Source organism: Actinacidiphila sp. bgisy167, from assembly GCF_057707665.1.
In genome coordinates this window covers 57,968-74,292 of record NZ_JBYIQP010000017.1, presented here as the reverse complement: position 1 = coordinate 74,292, position 16,325 = coordinate 57,968, and the positions used below count along the sequence as shown (strand labels likewise).

Here is a 16,325-nt window from a genome sequence, read left to right as displayed (position 1 = left end):
AACTGCTCGGCCCGACGGTCCCTGCGCGTACGGCCTCAGCGGCACCATGCACCGGGCCTACGATGCCGGCAGTGCCGCGCGCTCGGCGTTCTCCAGCCAAGCGGTGTACCAGTCGGCGAAGCTCACCGGCATGGCGTTGTCGTCCAGGACTGGCGCAAGGTCGACGTCGTCCGCCCGGCAGTCGGACCACATCGTGCCGCGATGACTGCCGCTGACGACCAGCCACTGCCTCAGGGCACAACCCACGTGGGAGATCACGAGGGCACCTGCGGTGCGCTCTGGGGCGAACATGGCAGCCTCCCACTGCTCGTCCCACACCTCGATGGCGTCATCGAAGTCCTCGATGTCGTCGAAGTCCTCTTCCTCGGGGCGTCGGGCGAGGAGGTCGTCAAGCACTTCGGGGTCCGGGCCCTGGTCCGGAAACGGCTCGGCAAGCCTCGACAGGTCGGCCAGGTCCGCGCCGTCGCCTTCCCAACGCCAGCGGCCCTGCACGCGCCGAACCGGGAACAAGCCGTACGCCGGGCCGGCGCCGCCCGCACCGACGTGGAGCAGAAAGGACCGGTACTCCTCCGGTAGCCGCACGCCCAGCTGAGCCTCGAGTTCGGCGAGCTCGTCCCGGGTCAGCGGCTCCTCCACCACCCACTGGTGCCCGGATGCCCCGAACACCGTGCCGCCCTCAGGCACCGCCCCCAGCGCCTCGACCCGCTGGCGTACTCCCACCCACCGTTGCCCCTTCATGCGCAGACCGTACATGGGGCCACCGACACCCGGGCCGTGGGCCGCGTGGCGGCCCGCCCGGCGCCGGTTGTCCGGATTCAGGTGATTCATGTCCGGACGGAGGCGGCGCGGGAACCGGACCGGTCGGCAGTGTGGAGGGGACGGACACACCGTCCGTGCGAAGCACTGGCGTATCGGAAAGCACAGAGGTCATGAGCGAGAACATCGCAGGGGTAGAGGTACCTGAGACGGCGGCGGTCGCCGAGGCCACCCGCGTCATGCAGGAGATGACCAGTCCGCTCGTCTACCACCACTCCCGGCGCGTTTACGTCTTCGGCGTCCTGCACGCGCGCAGACTCGGCTTGGAGCCCGATCCGGAGCTGCTCTACCTGTCCGCCATGTTTCACGACACCGGCCTCTCGACGCCGTTCTCCGACGCGGAACAGCGCTTCGAGGTCGACGGGGCCGACCACGCACGCGCGTTCATGCTCGACCGCGGTTATCCCGCCGCTGCCGCCGACGTCGTGTGGACGGCGATCGCACTGCACACGACCCCGGGCATTCCCCACCGCATGGGCCCGGAGATCGCCCTCACCAGTCTCGGGGTCCTGACGGACGTGCTCGGCCTGGACCTGGACGAGTTCGACCGCGACCAGGTGGACGAGATCACCGCCGCCCATCCGCGCGACGACTTCAAGAACGCGTTCCTGCGGGCCTACGTCGACGGACTCAAGTGGCGCCCGGATACCACGAACGGAACCGTGAACGCGGATGTCCTGGAGCACTTCGTCCCCGGCTTCCGCCGGACGACCACGGTCGAGCTCATGCTCGGCGCTCCCTGGCCGAGTTGACCCGGAACGTCACCGTCGCCACGGGACGTGCGAGACGTCCGCACGGGGAGCGTCGCCTCGGGCGGTGCGCAGGCCCTTGCAGCACCACGAGCGGACCGGGTCTGCGGGTCGCCCTCGCCGTGGGGCCGGCGCACGGGCCGTCACCGCGCCGGAGCGTGCCCCGCTCCGACCCGGGCCGCCCGGACGGGCGAGCGGTCCTCTTCGTCGCCGAGTCCGGACGGCCCCGGCTCACCGATCCGGCCGGCACAACCGGGGGACGGCCCGTCCGGGTCGGTGGTCGGCGGTCTCCAGCCCGCCGCCGTGAGGCACCGCCGGCCACATCATCGCCGCACACAGAACTGATGGAGGAGACCTATCGTGATCGGCATCCGCATAGCCGCCGGCGCCCTGGCGATCGCCGCGGTGACCGCGGCCATGGCCTGCTCGACCTCCGCCGAGCCCGCCCACTCCCGGGCGGCGGCGACGGCCGCGGCATCGAAGACTGCCGCATCGACACACCCTGTGGAGACTCTCAAACCCCTGACCCACCAGGCCCTTCCGCAGGTGAAGGGCGAGACGTTCACCTCGGCGATCGTCGAGCTGCCGCCCGACGCGAGCGCGCGGCCGCACCGGCACGGTCAGGCGTTCGTCTTCGCCTACGTCCTCGAGGGCACCGTACGCAGCAAGCTCGACGACAAGCCCGTGACCACCCACCACCAGGGCGGGACCTGGATCGAGGAGCCGGGAGCCCACCACGTCCTCACGGAGAACAGCAGCCGGACCGAGCCGGCCAAGCTCCTGGTCGTCTTCGTGTCCAAGACCGGCGACCAACTCAAGGTCGACGACCCGGCGTCCCAGCTCCCGCAACGCCGCGGGCGGTGACACCGTCACGAACTCCGCTCCCGCCGGATCACACCCCACCCGCCACCGCGTCGTCCCCCGAGGGAACGACGCGGGAAACGAACGAATCGAAGGAACGGATGACCACCCCCCAGCGCGCCAGCATCGGCGAGCAGCACGCGGCGGCCTACAAGGCGCTCATCGCCCTCTCCTCGGAGGTCGGCAAGGCCGCCGCCGCAGCGGGCATCGACCTGCTCCTGGTCGAGCTGCGGGGGGGAAGCTCCGCACCGGCAGGCAGGCTGACCCTGGTCGCGTCACCGCCGGCCGCTTGGGAGGCCGGGCCGAAAGCGGGTGCCGCCGACCGGCCGTCCCGGTGGCGTGCGCCGGCATGACACCGGAGCCGGAACGCCCCCGCTCCTGGTGGACGAGCGCGGCGCGCTGGTCGGCCGGCTGGATCCGCAGCGGCCGATCCTGTGCCGGGGGGGCCACGTGCGCTTGCGGGATGATCACGCCACGGCCTGATCAAGGCCCGGTCACGCGGGGCGTGGTGGGTACGCCGCCCCGCGTGCGGTGGAAGCCGCGGCCCTGGGCGCCGGGGCGATGAGGACGCCGCAGGGGTGGTCACGCCTTCCCGCGTCGCAGCGCGGGAGCGGTGCGGCAGGTTTAGCATGTGCGGGTCGACAGGGCGGCACGGCGATGTCCGGGCCCCCTGGGAGCGGCCGGGGCGGCCGGGGGGCCGATGTTCCGCAGAGTCCCGACGGACGACGGGAGGAGCGCGCCGTGACGAGTGGCTTCACCTATGAGCAGGTCGGGGTGACACGAACCGGTGAGCCGACCCCGCCAGGGTTCCGCCGCCTGCACGAGCGGATCCGGCTCGGCCGGGGCCCCGAGGTCCTGGCGGCGGCCGGGCGGGCGCTGATCGGGTGGCGGATGCACCGGGCGGCCGGGCTGCGGATTCCCGCCGGCACCCCGGACGCGGCACCGGGGGTGCGGGTGACCCTGCGGATCGGCCCGCTGCGCGCGCCGTGCGAGGTGGTGTGGGCGGAGCACGGCCCGGAGCGCGTGGGGTTCGCGTACGGGACGCTCCCCGGTCACCCGGAGCGCGGGGAGGAGGCGTTCGTGGTGAGCCGCACCCCGGACGGGACCGTGTGGCTGGATGTCACGGCCTTCAGCGGACCGGGGGCGTGGTACGTGGGTGTACTGGGGCCGCTGAGCCGCGCCACTCAACGTGCCGCGGTGCGCCGCTACGGCCGGTGCCTGCGCCGGTTGTCGCAGAACGGAATCGCCGAAGGGGGGAGTTGAGCCAGGCACCACACTTTACCCGCCGGTCACAACGCGTTCGTGGCCGCGCAACACCCGTTCGGCATGGTGTTTGCATGCGCGATCTGACCTCCGCCACGACCGCTGCCTCCGCAACCGCTCGGAGGCAGCAGCACCACTGGCGCCGCGACGTCATCGAACTCGCGGCCCTCTTCGTGGCCGTGGCGACCGCCGACCTCGTCGCGAACCTCGTGGGACACGCCCCCGACGGCCCGGCCCTGCTGTGCCTGTCGGCCGCCGCGCTCGTCGCGACCGCCGGCTTCCACACCTGGTGGGCGCGCCGTCATGCTCACACGCCCCCACCCGCAGGCGGCCCGAACGGGGGCCGTGCGACCGAGCGGGCGAAGGTCTCCGCCATGGGCGGGCCCTCCGCGCAGACCACGCTGTGGCGGCTCCGCACCACCGTGCGCGACACGCCGGGCAGCCTCGCCGTCCTGTGCGCCGCGCTCGCCGGGCAGGACGTGGACATCCTCACGCTCCAGACGCACCCCCTGGCCGAGGGCGCCGTGGACGAGTTCCTGGTCCGCGCGCCGGCCGCGCTCGCGCCGGGCGACCTGACGCGGGCGGTCGCCGCCGGGGGCGGGCGGGACACCTGGATCGAGCGGGCCGACGCCCACGACCTCGTCGACACCCCGACCCGGGTGCTGGGCCTGGCCACCCGTACCGCCATGGATGCCGCCGGACTCCCCCTGGCCATACGGCAGCTGCTCGGCCGCTGCACGGTGCGGACCGTCCCGCCCGGCATGGCCGGCCCCGACCCGGCCGGGGACACCCTGGAGGGCACGGTCATGCGGCTGCGCGAACCGGCCGGTGGCTCCGTCACCGTGGAGCGCGCCCATCTCCCCTTCACGCCGACCGAGTTCGCACGGGCCCGCGCACTGGTCGAGCTCGGCGCGCAGCTGGGCGGCGCCATCGGCCGGACCGCTCCCCTCCCGCCCGTGGGCGGGCAGATCACCGTCCGCGCGGCGGGGCCCGAGGACCTCGAGGCCGCCCGGGAACTCCACGCCCGCTGCTCCGCGGCGACCCTGGCGCGCCGTTACCACGGGCCGGTCGCGGACGCGGACCGCTATCTGCCCCACCTGCTCAGCCCGCGCTTCGGGCGGACGCTCGCGGCGCGGACCGGCTCCGGCCGCATCGTCGCCCTGGGCCACCTGATGGGGGACGGCGACGAGGCCGAGGTCGCCCTGCTGGTCGAGGACGCCTGGCAGCGCCGCGGCATCGGTCTGGAACTGCTGCGCCGCCTGGCCGCCCAGGCCGCCGACACGGGATGCGAGAGCGTCTACGCGGTGACCCGGGCGACCGACACCGCGATGGTCGCCACGATGCGCCGCCTGGGTCTGCCGCTGGACTACCAGGTGGAGGACAGCACCCTGGTCGTCACCGCTTCGCTGGCATCCGCCGGCTCGCGCGCTCGGCTGCGCTGAGCGCGCTGTCCAGGTCCGCCCACAGGTCCTCGACGTCCTCGAGGCCGACCGACAGGCGCAGCAGGCTGTCGCTGACGCCCGCACCGCGGCGGTCGCCCTCGTCGACGATGCGGTGGCTGATGGAGGCCGGGTGCTGGATGAGGGTGTCGACGCTGCCGAGGCTGACCGCCGGGGTGATCAGCCGGACCCCGGCGATCACCTCGTGCGGATCGCCTTGGACCTCGAACGCGACCATGGCGCCGCCGATCCGCGGGTAGTGCACCTTCGCCACCCGCGGGTCCGCGGCCAGCCGCTCGGCCAGCACGGCCGCCGTCGCCGAGGCGGCCCTGACCCGGACCGGCAGCGTGGACAGCCCGCGCAGCAGCAGGTAGCCCGCGAGGGGATGCAGCACCCCGCCGGTGGCGAAGCGCACCTTGCGCAGCACGCGGGCGAACTCCTCGTCGCAGGCGACGACCCCGCCCAGGACGTCGCCGTGGCCGCCCAGGTACTTGGTCGCGCTGTGCAGCACGATCCGGGCGCCGCTTTCCAGGGGGCGCTGCAGGACGGGCGTGGCGAAGGTGTTGTCGACGAGCAGCGGCACCTCGCCGCAGGAGTGGGCGACGGCCCTCAGGTCGACCTCGGCGAGCGTCGGGTTGGCGGGGGTCTCCACGATCACCAGGCCGGTGTCGGGGCGGATGGCGTCGGCGACGCCGGCCGGATCGGTCCATGTCACCTCGGTGCCGATCAGCCCCCCGGTCAGGAGGTGGTCGCTGCAGCCGTACAGCGGGCGGACGGCCACCACGTGCCGCAGCCCCATGGAGGCGCGGGCCAGCAGGGTGGCGGTGAGGGCGGCCATGCCGCTGGCGAAGGCCACCGCGGCTTCGGCGCCCTCCAGCCTGGCCAGGGCGGTCTCGAAGCGGGCCACGGTGGGGTTGTCGAGCCGGGAGTAGACCGGCGGGCCGGTCAGCGCGGCGCCGGTGGCGGCGAAGTTGTCGAGGCGGGCGGCCTCGGCGCGGCTGTCCCGGGAGGGGTAGGTGGTGGACAGGTCCAGGGGGACGGCGTGCAGGCCGAGGTCGGCGAGGTCTTCGCGGCCGGCGTGCACGGCCTCGGTGGCGAGGGCGCGGAGGTGCGCCGATGCTGTCGTGTCCATGGCCCGATGCTGAACGGCTCCCGGTCCGTAAAGGGAAAGGCCCGTGCTAGTTTCGGCCGATGTCCGATTCCGTGCTTCTGGATCCGGTCGACCTCGAGATTCTGCGACTCCTGCAGAACGACGCACGGACGACCTACAAGGACCTCGCCGCCGCCGTCGGCGTGGCCCCCTCGACCTGCCTGGACCGGGTCAGCCGGCTGCGCCGCAGCGGGGTGATCCTCGGCCAGGAGCTGCGGGTGGACCCGGCCCGGCTCGGGCGGCCGCTGGAGGCGCTGCTTGCGGTGCAGGTGCGGCCGCACCGCCGGGAGCTGATCGGCCCCTTCGTGGAACGGGTGCGGGCACTGCCGGAGTCGCGGGCGCTGTTCCACCTCACCGGGCCCGACGACTACCTCGTGCACGTCGCCGTCGCGAGCACCGCCGACCTGCAGCGGCTGGTCGTCGACGAGTTCACCTCGCGGCCCGAAGTCGCCCGCGTCGAGACCCGGTTGATCTTCCAGCACTGGGACTGCGGCCCGCTGCTCCCGCCCGCGCCGGGCAGATGATCGTCAAGGGGTGACGACCGGGCCGTTCCGTACCAGGATGTGGCCATGCCCGACACCACCGGCAGCGCGCTGCCCCGCCGGATCGCCGACGCCTACGTCGACGCGGTCACCGAACTCGACCCCATCACCGCCACGTACCTGGGGGTGCAGACCGGCAAGGACCGGCTCCCCGACTACTCCCCCGCCGGCCTGGAGGCCAAGGCCGAACTCACCCGCCGCACCCTGGCCGAGATCGACGCGGCCGACGTGCCGGACGACGACGAGCGCCGCTGCGCACGGCTGCTGCGCGAGCGGCTCACCGCGAAGCTCGCCGTCCACGAGGCCGGTGAGGGCCTGCGCTCGGTCAGCAACCTGCACTCGCCGGTGCACGCGGTGCGGAACGTCTTCCTGATCATGCCGACCGCGACCGACGAGGACTGGGCCGCCGTCGCCGCGCGGCTGCGCGCCGTGCCGGAAGCGCTGTCCGGCTACCGGGCCTCCCTGGAGGAGGGCCTCGCCCGCAAGCTGCCGGCCGGGCCGCACCAGGTCGCCACCGTCATCGAGCAGCTCGGCGAGTGGCTGGGCGAGGACGCGGACGGGAGCTGGTTCGCCCAGTTCGTGAAGGAGGGCCCCGAGACCCTGCGGGACGAGCTCGACGGCGGCGCCGCCGAGGCCGCCGCCGCCGTCGCCGGGCTGCGCGACTGGCTGCGCGACACCTACGCGCCGGCTGTCGAGGGCACGTCGGACGCCGTCGGCCGCGAGCGGTACGCCCGCTGGGCACGTCACTGGACGGGCTCGGACCTCGACCTGGACGAGGCGTACGCCTGGGGCTGGGAGGAGTTCCGGCGCATCGAGGCCGAGATGCGCGTCGAGGCCGAGAAGGTGCTGCCCGGCGCCACCCCGATGGAGGCCCTGGCGCACCTGGACGAGGCAGGCGAGGCCATCGAGGGAGTCGACGCGGTCCGCGAGTGGCTGCAGGGCCTGATGGACGAGGCCGTGGCGGCGCTCGACGGCACGCACTTCGACCTCGCCGAGCCCGTCAAGCGCGTCGAGTCGCGCATCGCCCCGCCCGGCAGCGCCGCCGCGCCGTACTACACGTCGCCGTCGCTGGACTTCTCCCGCCCGGGCCGCACCTGGCTGCCCACCCTGGGCCGTGAGCGCTTCCCCGTCTGGGACCTGGTCAGCACCTGGTACCACGAGGGCGTCCCGGGCCACCACCTGCAGCTCGCGCAGTGGGTGTACGTCGCGGACCGGCTCAGCCGCTACCAGGCCACGCTGGGCCAGGTCAGCGCCAACTCGGAGGGCTGGGCGCTGTACGCCGAGCGTCTCATGGACGAGCTCGGCTTCCTCACGGACGCGGGACGCCGGCTGGGCTACCTCAACGGGCAGATGCTGCGGGCCACCCGCGTCATCCTGGACATCGGCATGCACCTGGAGCTGGAGATCCCGCAGGACAGCCCGTACCGCCCGGGCGAGACCTGGACGCCGGAGCTGGGACGCGAGTTCTTCGGGCTCTACAACGGTCTCAGCGACGCCATGCTCGACAGCGAGATCATCCGCTACCTCGGCATGCCGGGGCAGGCCATCGGCTACAAGCTGGGCGAGCGCGCCTGGCTCGCCGGCCGCGAGGCCGCCCGCAAGGCCCACGGCGACTCCTTCGACCTCAAGGCCTGGCACATGGCCGCGCTGTCGCAGGGCTCCCTGGGGCTGGACGACCTGGTGGACGAGCTCTCGAAGCTGTAGCGGACGGTGCCCACGGGCGGCGGGCCTCGGCGGGCCGCCGCCCATGGGGTTCGGAAGGCCCCCATTCACATGACCGGTAGCCCGTCGACGGCGGCGCCGGCCGGATAGGGTGCGGGTATGGGGGTGCTGTTCGTCTTCTGCGCCGACGCCCTGCGGCCTGGCCGGGTGGACGCGCACTTCGCGGCCGAGGCCGAGGCCGTGCGGGCCCTCGGGCACGACGTGGCGCTGGTGGACCACGACGCCCTGCTCGCGGGCGACGCCGCTGCCGCCACCTCACGGGTGCCCTTCGGTGCGGGACCGGCCTGGTACCGGGGATGGATGATGTCCGCGGAGCGGTACGCCGCGTTGTCCGCGGCGCTGTCCGAGCGCCGCGTCGTCCTGATGACCTCCCCCGACCAGTACCGCAGGGCGCACGAGCTGCCCGGCTGGTACGAGACGCTCGCCGCGCAGACGCCGCTCAGCACGTGGCTGCCCCTCGACCCCGAGGGGCAGCCTCCGGGCGCACCGGCGCTGGCGGAGGCGACCGCACCCCTGGGCAAAGGCCCCGCCGTGGTGAAGGACTACGTGAAATCCCGCAAGCACGAGTGGGACGAGGCCTGTTACGTCCCCGAGCTCGGGGACACCGAACGCCTGACCTCGGTCGTCGCCCGCTTCGCCGCGCTCCAGGGAGACGACCTGGCGGGCGGCATCGTCGTGCGGGCCTTCGAGCCGTTCGTCGAGGCGGTCGGGGAGGCAAGGGTCTGGTGGACCGGCGGCGAACCCGCGCTCGTCACGGCTCACCCGGACACCCCCGACCTGCGTCCGGCTCCGGATGTGGACGCGGTGCGCCCCCTGGTGAGCGGCCTGGGATGCCCCTTCGTGACCACCGATCTGGCGCTGCGTGAGGACGGCCGGTGGCGGGTGGTGGAAGTGGGCGACGGTCAGGTCTCGGACCTGTCCGCAGGCGCGTCGGTGACGACGCTCGCCGCCGCGCTGTCCGCCCTGGCCGGCAAGCCGGGCGGTACCGCCCCGTCCCACCGGTCCGACCGGTCCCCCCTGCGAGAAGGTGCCTCGTGACGACCCCTCAGGCCAGCCACGTCCACGGCCGTCTGGTGCTCAGCCACGGCCGGCTGACCCTGCGCGAGCAGCTTCCGGAGGAAGCGGCGCAGTTGGCCGACGGGAAGCCGGCCGGGCTGGTGTGGATCGACGGCGGGCCGGGCGAGGGCACGATCATCGCGGCCGGGATGTCGACGATCGCCGCGGCCGCCGGGGTGTACACCCCGGGGTGGGGGCTGTTCGTGATCCAGCGGTCGGACGTCGGCCTCGCGCTCGGCGGCATCGGCTTCCACGGCCCGCCGTCCGCCGCGGACGGCCTGGTGGAGATCGGCTACGACCTGTCGGAGTCCGCGCGTGGCGCCGGCTGGGCGACGGACGCCGTGCTCGTGCTGTCCCGGTGGGCGCTGAGCCGAACCGGGGTGAACGCCGTGGTGGCGACCACCGATCCGGGCAACCGCGCCTCGCAACGGGTGCTGGAGCGGGCGGGTTTCGGGCGGGTCGCGGACCGGGACGCCCACTGGGCGTACGAGCTGCGGCCGGCCGGGCGGGGTGCGACGGCGTAATGCGGTGTCGCGTCACCCGCCGGGTGCGCCATCATCGGCGACCGTGAACACCGTTCCCTCGCCCCGGACCCTCTTCCTCTCACCCCGGGTGACCGCCACCGGCCACGCGCTGGCCGCGGCCGCCCGTGGGCGCGGCATGGCGACGCGCACCCTCCCCACGTGGCGGGTGCCGCGGGACGCGGCGGACGCGGTGGGCCCGTCGCTGTACGCGGGGCCGCTGTTCGCCGACGCCGTGGCGGCGGAACTGGGCCTCGGGCTGCTGGAGGCGGAAGGGGACTGGCTGGCCCGGCTGCCGTTCGAACTGGTCGGGCGGGAGGTCGCGTTCACCACGCTGGCGGAGGCCCGCACGCTGCGCAGGCCCGCCTTCGTCAAGCCGCCGAACGACAAGAGCTTCCCGGCCCGCGTGTACCCCGACGGCAGCGGGCTGCCCGGCCCGGACGCCGTGGACGACGACGTTCCCGTGCTGGTGAGCGACATCGTGGCGTTCGCCGTCGAGTACCGGCTGTTCCTGCTGGACGGCGAGGTGGTGACGGGCAGCCGCTACGCGAGCCGGGGCGGTCTGGACGTGGCGCCGCTGGACGACGACCCGCTGGCGGGCGAGGTACGGGACTTCGCCGGGCGGCTCTTCGCGCCCGACGTGCCGGAGCTGCCCCGCGCGATCGTGGTCGACGTCGGCCGCACCACCGGCGGCTGGGCGGTGGTCGAGGCCAACGCCGCCTGGGCGAGCGGCCATTACGCCTGCGACGCCGCCGCCGTGCTGGACGTCGTCCTGCGGGCCGCGGGGCCGCTCGCCGCCTTCGGGCCGGGGGACCGCCGGTTCCTGCGCCCGACCGCCGCCGTCGTGCGCTGAGGCCGCCGCCGCGGCGGCCTCAGCAGCCGCAGTCGTCCGCGCCCACGGGGGCGGTGAGCGGGTCGGCGGGGCGCCGCTCGGTGCCGCCCGCCGTCTCGTGGGCGAAGCCCTCGCGGATCCAGTACTCCATGCCCCCGAGCATCTCCTTGACCCGGTAGCCGGCGCTCGCCAGGGCGTGCGCCGCGCGGGTGGCGCCGTTGCAGCCGGGGCCCCAGCAGTGGACGACGACGGGCACGTCGCGGTCGAGGAGGGCCGCGGCGAGCCTCGGGACGTCCGCGGTGGGCAGGTGGACGGCGCCGGGGACGTGGCCCTGCTCCCATGCCTGGGTGGAGCGGGAGTCCACGACGACGAAGCCGGGGTGGGCGCCGGTCTCCGCCGCGGTGGCGAGGGCGGCCGCGACGTCGGACACGTCGGTGTGGAAGGCGAGGCTCGCGGCGAAGTACGCGGCGGCGTCGGCGGGCGCGGCGGGCGGCGTGCGCAGGACGGGGTTGCCGGTGGCGGTGGGGTGCGAAGGAGCGGTCCGTGTCGTCATGGCGGACAATCTACGAGCCGCGGACGGCCGCCTGAAGGGCCGTTCCCCGGCAGCCGTTTTGCCCGGCCGTGGATTTCCCTGATAGTCAGAGGTATGACCGTGGATTCCCTCGACGCCGTGGACTGGCGCATCCTCGACGCCCTGCAGCGCGACGGCCGGGCGAGCTACGCCGAGCTGGCGCGTGCCGTGTCGATGTCCCCGAGCGCCGTGACGGAGCGGGTCCGGCGGCTGGAGGAGGCCGGGGTGATCACGGGCTACACGGCCGTGGTGGACCTGGAGCGGACCGGCCGCCCGATCCTGGCCTTCGTCCGGCTCCGCTACCCGCACGGCAACTACAAGCCGTTCCACGATCTGCTGGAGTCGACTCCGGAGATCATGGAGGCCCACCACGTCACGGGGGACGACTGCTTCGTCCTGAAGGTCGCCGCCCGTTCGATGCGTCACCTGGAGGAGATCACCGGCCGGGTCTCCGGTCTGGGCTCGGTGACGACGAGCGTCGTCTACTCCTCACCGCTCGCCCGCCGTGCGGTGGCGCAGGGCTGACCCGCGCTGCCCCTTGACGACCTGCAACTGGACGGGGACGCGCTGCCGCAGTTCGGCGACGTGGCTGACGATGCCGACGGCGCGGTCCCGTTCGCGCAGCCCGTCGAGGACGTCCAGCACCTCGTCGAGGGTCTGCTCGTCGAGGCTGCCGAAGCCCTCGTCGACGAAGAGGGTGTCGAGCCGGGCGCCGCCCGCCTCGTCCGTGACGACGTCGGCGAGACCGAGGGCGAGGGCCAGGGAGGCGAAGAAGGTCTCGCCTCCGGAGAGCGTGGCGGTGTCGCGCTCGGTGCCCGTCCAGGCGTCCACGACCATCAGGCCCAGGCCCGACTTGACGTTGCGTGAGGCGCGGGCGTCGGTGTGGACGAGGGTGTAGCGGCCGGAGGACATGCGGTGCAGCCGCGCGCTGGCCGCGGCCGCGACCTGCTCCAGCCGGGCGGCGAGCACATAGGTCTCCAGCTCCATGCGCAGCGTGTTCTCCCCGGCGCCGGTGGCGAGGTCGGCGAGGCGCCGCAGGCGTGCGTACTCCTCGCGGGCCGGGGCGAGCGCCCTGGTGCCGCGCAGTGCCTCCGTCCGCAGCCGGTCGAGCGCGTCGCAGGTGGTGTGCGCGGCGTTCTGGCGGGCGGCGGCCTCACGCAGCCGGGCGGTGGCGGTCTCGACGGCCCGGCGGGCCGCGTCGGGGTCGGCCGGGGGCTGCGCGGCGGCCTCGTGCACCTCCAGAGCCGTGAGTTCGGCGGTGACGGCGGCCTCCGCGCGGCGCCATTCCTCCGCCCGCTGCCGCAGCCGCCGCAACTCCGCTTCCGGAAGCACGGCGGCGGCCGCCGCCTCGGGCGTGGAAAACCCGGCCTTGTAGGCGGCGTCGGCCAGGTCGGCGTCGGCCTCCTTCAGCGCGCGGGCGGACTCCTGCGCGGTGCGGGCGGCCCGGGCGGCGCTCGCCGCGAGCCGGGCGTCCGCCGCGAGCCGGGTGCGCCGCTCGGCGACGGTGGCGTAGGGGCCGCGGGCGCGCGACAGCCGGGCGGTGAGCTCGGCGTGCTCTTGGTCGAGGATTTCGCGGCGGGTGGTGAGCGAGGCGAGCCGCTGCTCGGCCTCACCGCGCTCGGCGGTGCGGCGGGAGTGCTCCGCGAGCGCCCGGTCGAGCGCCTGACGCGCTTCGGGCGCCGCCGCGGCGGCCCGCACGGCGGCCCGGTGCTCCGCCTCCAGGGCGGCGTGCGCGGCGGCGAGTTCCGGCACCGGCTCGACGCCGGCGGCGGCGAGGGCCGCGTCGCGGGCCGCGGTGAGGCGTGCGACCTGCTCCAGCGCGGCGTCGCGGGCGGCGGCGGCCCGCTGGTGGACCTCCTGCGCCGCCTCCTCGTCGGCGCGGCTTACCTGGCGGCCGGTGGGGCGGGCCGGGTGCGGGTGCTCGGTGGCTCCGCAGACCAGGCACTCCTCACCCGGACTGAGCTGCGCGGCGAGTTCCGCGGCGATGCCCTCGATACGGGCCTCGCGTACGTCCTGCCAGTGTTCGCGGGCGTCGGCGGCCTCGTCGCGGGCCGTGCGCAGCCGCTCCTGCGCGGCGAGCAGCGCGTCGGCGTGGGTGTCGCGTTGCCGGGCGGCGTCGAGGCGTCGGCCGGCCCGGTCGAGGACGGCGGAGAGTTCGGCCGCGCGCGTGGCGGCGGTCTGGGCGGCGTCCACGGCGCGTTCACGGCCGAGCCGTTCGGCCTCCCAGCCCTCGAGCCACGCGGCCGTGTCGGCGGCCAGCCGCTCGTCCTCGGCCGCCTCGCGCTCCACGCGCTCACGTTCGCGGGCGAGTTCGGCGGCGCGCTGCTCGGCCCGGCCGGCGTCCTCGAGGCCGCCGAGCTCCTCGCGGAGCCGGTCCTCGTACTCCGCCAGTTGGTCGGCGCTCGCCTCGTATCGCTCGGGCGGCAGGCCTGCGCGGGCGGTGCGCTCGTCGGCGGCCGCGCGGGCCTGCCGGTCGGCCGCGCGCTCGCGCAGCTGCAGGACGGGCACCACGGTCGCGGCCCGCTCCGCCGTCTCCAGCAGCGCCTGCTCACGGGCTCGTGCCGCGCGCTCGCCGGCCATGTCGCGGGCGCGGCGCTCGGCCGCGGCGTGCCGGCCCTGCAGGACGGCGAGCTCGCGTACCGCCTCGGCCTCGCGCTGCGCCCGCTCGTGCGCGCCCTCCGCGGCGGCCACGGCGAGGTCGGCGATGTCGGCGCGCTCGCGTGCGGTGGTGGCCAGGACGGCCGCCCAGTGCAGGATGTGCGCGGCCGACTCCGGGTCCCCGGCGGCGGCGCCCGGCGGCAGCGGTCCGGCGAGGGCCTCGGCGTCGTCACCGGCGGCCTGGCTCATCCGCTCGGCGAGCCGCAGCAGTTCCTCGTCACCGGCGGCGACGCGCTGCTCGGCGGCCCGCCGCTCGGCGCGCAGCCATTCCTCCACGGCCTTGAAGCGACCGGTGTCGAAGAGTCTGCCGAGCAGTGCGGCGCGCTCGGTGGCCGTGGCCCGCAGAAAGGTGGCGAATTCTCCCTGCGGCAGCAGGACGACCTGGCAGAACTGCTCGCGGCTCATGCCGATGAGCTGCCTCAGCTCCTCGCCCGCCTCCTGGTGGGACTTGCTGAGCGCCCGCCACTCCCCCGCGGTGTGCTCGCGCAGCAGGGTGACGGCCTTCTCCATGGTGTAGCCGGTGCCGCGCTTCTTGGGACGCGGCTGCTCGGGCCGCCGGGTGATCTCCAGCCGCCGTCCGCCCACCGTCAGGTCGAGCACGACCTCGGTGGGGGTGTCCTCCTCGGCGTGGTCGCTGCGCAGCCGGTTGCCCTGGCGGCTGCCGGGGACGCCTCCGTAGAGGGCGAAGCACACGGCGTCGAGGACGGAGGTCTTGCCGGCGCCGGTCGCGCCGTGCAGCAGGAACAGCCCGGCGGCGGACAGCTCGTCGAAGTCCACGGTGTGGCGGCCGGCGAACGGCCCGAAGGCGGTCAGGGTCAGGCGGTGCAGGCGCATCAGTCGCTCTCCGTCCGTGCGGCGTCGCCGCGGACCGCGTCGAAGGCGTCCCGCAGGACGGCCCGCTCCGCGATGTCGGGGCCCCGGCCGCGCACATGGACCACGAAGTCCTCGGCGATCTGCCGGTCGGTGCGGCCGCGCAGGCGCTGGGCGTACGTGGCCTGGGGATCGGCGTCGGCGCGCTCGGGGTCGAAGACCAGGGCGAGGGCGTGCGGGAACCGCTTGCGCAGGCGGGCCATGGGCTCGTGCGGGCGATGCGGGTCGGTGAGGGTGGCCTCGACCCAGGAGTCCTCGTGCGCCGCGTGCGCCGGGTCGTCCAGCAGGTTTTCGAGGCGGCCGCGGATCCGGGCGAGCGGCCGGGGCACGGGGCAGTCGATCCGCTCGGCGGCCACGGAACCGTCGGCGCCGAGGTCGACCAGCCACATGCTCTTGCGGTGGTCGGCCTCGGAGAAGGAGTACGCGAGCGGGGAGCCGGAGTAGCGCACCCGGTCGTTGATCGTCTGGCTGCCGTGGAGATGGCCGAGGGCCACGTAGTCGACGCCGTCGAAGACGCCTGCGGGCACGGCCGCCACACCGCCGACCGTGATGTCGCGCTCGCTGTCGCTGGGGGCGCCGCCCGCGACGAAGGCGTGCGCCAGCACGACGGAGCGCGTGCCCGCGGGGCGCGCGGACAGGTCGGCGCGGACCCGTGCCATCGCGGCGCTCAGCACCTCGGTGTGCCCGGCGCGCTCGAGGGCGAACTCCTCGCGGACGAGGGCCGGTTCGAGGTAGGGCAGCCCGTACAGGGCGACCGGCCCATGCGCGTCGGCGAGGACGACCGGTGTGGCGCAGCCGGCCGGGTCGGTCCGCAGGTGGATGCCGGCGCGGTCGATGAGGCCCGAGGCCACGCCCAGCCGGCGGGCGGAGTCGTGGTTGCCGGAGATCATCACCGTGGGCACGCCGAGGGCGGCGAGCCGGTGCAGCGCGTCGTCGAAGAGCTCGACGGCGGGCAGCGACGGCAGCGCCCGGTCGTAGACGTCACCGGCGACGAGGACGGCGTCGATGCGCTCCGCCCGGACCGTCGCCACCAGGTGGTCGATGAACGCCGCCTGGGCGTCGAGCAGCCCGACCCGGTGGAAGGACCGGCCCAGATGCCAGTCGGAGGTGTGCAGCAGCCTCACCGTGGCTCTCCCCCGCGCATGTCCGTCTCCTCCGGCTTCCAGTACCGCGTGCTCCGCACGGGCCTCAGTGTCCCCACGCCACGGTCCCGTGCTCTCCGACAGGAGGCTATCCGCCGCCACCGACAACGCGTGGCGGAGCCCGGATTCGGGC

The 16,325-nt window shown here is 74.8% G+C and carries 16 protein-coding genes; 11 read left to right on the top strand and 5 right to left on the bottom strand.

The genetic code is table 11. The features are described 5' to 3' along the window. Nucleotides 1-57: 57 nt before the first annotated feature. On the bottom strand, nt 58-738 hold the full coding sequence (locus AC3ET4_RS09620) for an SMI1/KNR4 family protein (protein ID WP_431948033.1): 681 nt from the start codon (nt 736-738) through the stop codon (nt 58-60). A gap of 191 nt (nt 739-929) precedes the next feature. Between AC3ET4_RS09620 and AC3ET4_RS09615 the strand changes: the two genes are divergently transcribed. The 5 genes from AC3ET4_RS09615 to AC3ET4_RS09595 all read left to right on the top strand — a co-directional run bounded on the left by AC3ET4_RS09615 (nt 930) and on the right by AC3ET4_RS09595 (nt 5,131). Then, nucleotides 930-1,568 (top strand): HD domain-containing protein, encoded by a 639-nt coding sequence (locus tag AC3ET4_RS09615; RefSeq protein WP_431948031.1) that lies wholly within the window; start codon nt 930-932, stop codon nt 1,566-1,568. Nucleotides 1,569-1,925: 357 nt separating this feature from the next. After that, the gene (locus AC3ET4_RS09610) at nt 1,926-2,429 is read left to right on the top strand and encodes a cupin domain-containing protein (protein WP_431948029.1); all 504 of its coding nucleotides are present in this window, start codon (nt 1,926-1,928) and stop codon (nt 2,427-2,429) included. Between the two features lie 98 nt (nt 2,430-2,527). Beyond that, nucleotides 2,528-2,779, top strand: coding sequence for a hypothetical protein (locus AC3ET4_RS09605; RefSeq protein WP_431948027.1), 252 nt, complete (start codon nt 2,528-2,530; stop codon nt 2,777-2,779). Between the two features lie 388 nt (nt 2,780-3,167). Further along, nucleotides 3,168-3,689, top strand: coding sequence for a DUF1990 domain-containing protein (locus AC3ET4_RS09600; protein WP_431948025.1), 522 nt, complete (start codon nt 3,168-3,170; stop codon nt 3,687-3,689). A gap of 74 nt (nt 3,690-3,763) precedes the next feature. Next, the gene (locus AC3ET4_RS09595) at nt 3,764-5,131 is read left to right on the top strand and encodes a GNAT family N-acetyltransferase (protein WP_431948023.1); all 1,368 of its coding nucleotides are present in this window, start codon (nt 3,764-3,766) and stop codon (nt 5,129-5,131) included. On the opposite strand, the gene AC3ET4_RS09590 is transcribed toward AC3ET4_RS09595, so the two are convergent. Next, nucleotides 5,085-6,260 carry a trans-sulfuration enzyme family protein gene (locus tag AC3ET4_RS09590; RefSeq protein WP_431948021.1) on the bottom strand — a complete coding sequence of 392 codons (1,176 nt, stop codon included), beginning with the start codon at nt 6,258-6,260 and terminating at the stop codon, nt 5,085-5,087. The two genes, AC3ET4_RS09595 and AC3ET4_RS09590, sit on opposite strands and share 47 nt — an antisense overlap. Before the next feature lie 59 nt (nt 6,261-6,319). On the opposite strand from AC3ET4_RS09590, the gene AC3ET4_RS09585 reads away from it, so the two are divergent. The 5 genes from AC3ET4_RS09585 to AC3ET4_RS09565 all read left to right on the top strand — a co-directional run bounded on the left by AC3ET4_RS09585 (nt 6,320) and on the right by AC3ET4_RS09565 (nt 10,972). Next, nucleotides 6,320-6,802, top strand: a complete 483-nt coding sequence (locus AC3ET4_RS09585; RefSeq protein WP_431948019.1) for an Lrp/AsnC family transcriptional regulator — start codon at nt 6,320-6,322, stop codon at nt 6,800-6,802. Nucleotides 6,803-6,847: 45 nt separating this feature from the next. Next, a complete protein-coding gene (locus tag AC3ET4_RS09580) occupies nt 6,848-8,524 on the top strand; it encodes a DUF885 domain-containing protein (RefSeq protein WP_431948017.1) in 1,677 nt (558 codons plus the stop codon). Nucleotides 8,525-8,641: 117 nt separating this feature from the next. Next, nucleotides 8,642-9,580, top strand: coding sequence for an ATP-grasp domain-containing protein (locus AC3ET4_RS09575; protein ID WP_431948015.1), 939 nt, complete (start codon nt 8,642-8,644; stop codon nt 9,578-9,580). After that, entirely contained in the window at nt 9,577-10,122 is a 546-nt protein-coding gene (locus tag AC3ET4_RS09570; protein WP_431948013.1) for a GNAT family N-acetyltransferase, read from the top strand. Before AC3ET4_RS09575 ends, AC3ET4_RS09570 begins: the two co-directional genes overlap by 4 nt. Before the next feature lie 43 nt (nt 10,123-10,165). Beyond that, the gene (locus AC3ET4_RS09565; protein ID WP_431948011.1) at nt 10,166-10,972 is read left to right on the top strand and encodes an ATP-grasp domain-containing protein; all 807 of its coding nucleotides are present in this window, start codon (nt 10,166-10,168) and stop codon (nt 10,970-10,972) included. Nucleotides 10,973-10,991: 19 nt separating this feature from the next. Here the strand turns inward: AC3ET4_RS09565 and AC3ET4_RS09560 are convergent, their stop codons facing one another. Continuing rightward, complete coding sequence (locus AC3ET4_RS09560; RefSeq protein ID WP_431948009.1) at nt 10,992-11,504, bottom strand: rhodanese-like domain-containing protein; 513 nt, start codon at nt 11,502-11,504, stop codon at nt 10,992-10,994. Nucleotides 11,505-11,597: 93 nt separating this feature from the next. Between AC3ET4_RS09560 and AC3ET4_RS09555 the strand changes: the two genes are divergently transcribed. Further along, the gene (locus AC3ET4_RS09555) at nt 11,598-12,047 is read left to right on the top strand and encodes an Lrp/AsnC family transcriptional regulator (RefSeq protein ID WP_431948007.1); all 450 of its coding nucleotides are present in this window, start codon (nt 11,598-11,600) and stop codon (nt 12,045-12,047) included. Here AC3ET4_RS09555 and AC3ET4_RS09550 read toward each other — a convergent pair. Continuing rightward, nucleotides 12,012-15,014 carry an AAA family ATPase gene (locus tag AC3ET4_RS09550; protein WP_431948005.1) on the bottom strand — a complete coding sequence of 1,001 codons (3,003 nt, stop codon included), beginning with the start codon at nt 15,012-15,014 and terminating at the stop codon, nt 12,012-12,014. The genes AC3ET4_RS09555 and AC3ET4_RS09550 overlap by 36 nt on opposite strands. Further along, nucleotides 15,014-16,174 carry an exonuclease SbcCD subunit D gene (locus AC3ET4_RS09545; RefSeq protein ID WP_431948003.1) on the bottom strand — a complete coding sequence of 387 codons (1,161 nt, stop codon included), beginning with the start codon at nt 16,172-16,174 and terminating at the stop codon, nt 15,014-15,016. The genes AC3ET4_RS09550 and AC3ET4_RS09545 overlap by 1 nt, the downstream gene beginning before the upstream one ends. Between the last annotated feature and the right edge of the window lie 151 nt (nt 16,175-16,325).

What these genes read in the sequence shown, in the direction of transcription:
- AC3ET4_RS09550 (WP_431948005.1), bottom strand. Translation starts at nt 15,014, where the DNA reads ATGCGCCTGCACCGCCTGACCCTGACCGCCTTCGGGCCGTTCGCCGGC.
- AC3ET4_RS09560 (WP_431948009.1), bottom strand. Translation starts at nt 11,504, where the DNA reads ATGACGACACGGACCGCTCCTTCGCACCCCACCGCCACCGGCAACCCC.
- AC3ET4_RS09575 (WP_431948015.1), top strand. Translation starts at nt 8,642, where the DNA reads ATGGGGGTGCTGTTCGTCTTCTGCGCCGACGCCCTGCGGCCTGGCCGG.
- AC3ET4_RS09620 (WP_431948033.1), bottom strand. Translation starts at nt 738, where the DNA reads ATGAAGGGGCAACGGTGGGTGGGAGTACGCCAGCGGGTCGAGGCGCTG.
- AC3ET4_RS09615 (WP_431948031.1), top strand. Translation starts at nt 930, where the DNA reads ATGAGCGAGAACATCGCAGGGGTAGAGGTACCTGAGACGGCGGCGGTC.
- AC3ET4_RS09605 (WP_431948027.1), top strand. Translation starts at nt 2,528, where the DNA reads ATGACCACCCCCCAGCGCGCCAGCATCGGCGAGCAGCACGCGGCGGCC.
- AC3ET4_RS09580 (WP_431948017.1), top strand. Translation starts at nt 6,848, where the DNA reads ATGCCCGACACCACCGGCAGCGCGCTGCCCCGCCGGATCGCCGACGCC.
- AC3ET4_RS09590 (WP_431948021.1), bottom strand. Translation starts at nt 6,260, where the DNA reads ATGGACACGACAGCATCGGCGCACCTCCGCGCCCTCGCCACCGAGGCC.
- AC3ET4_RS09595 (WP_431948023.1), top strand. Translation starts at nt 3,764, where the DNA reads ATGCGCGATCTGACCTCCGCCACGACCGCTGCCTCCGCAACCGCTCGG.
- AC3ET4_RS09555 (WP_431948007.1), top strand. Translation starts at nt 11,598, where the DNA reads ATGACCGTGGATTCCCTCGACGCCGTGGACTGGCGCATCCTCGACGCC.
- AC3ET4_RS09585 (WP_431948019.1), top strand. Translation starts at nt 6,320, where the DNA reads ATGTCCGATTCCGTGCTTCTGGATCCGGTCGACCTCGAGATTCTGCGA.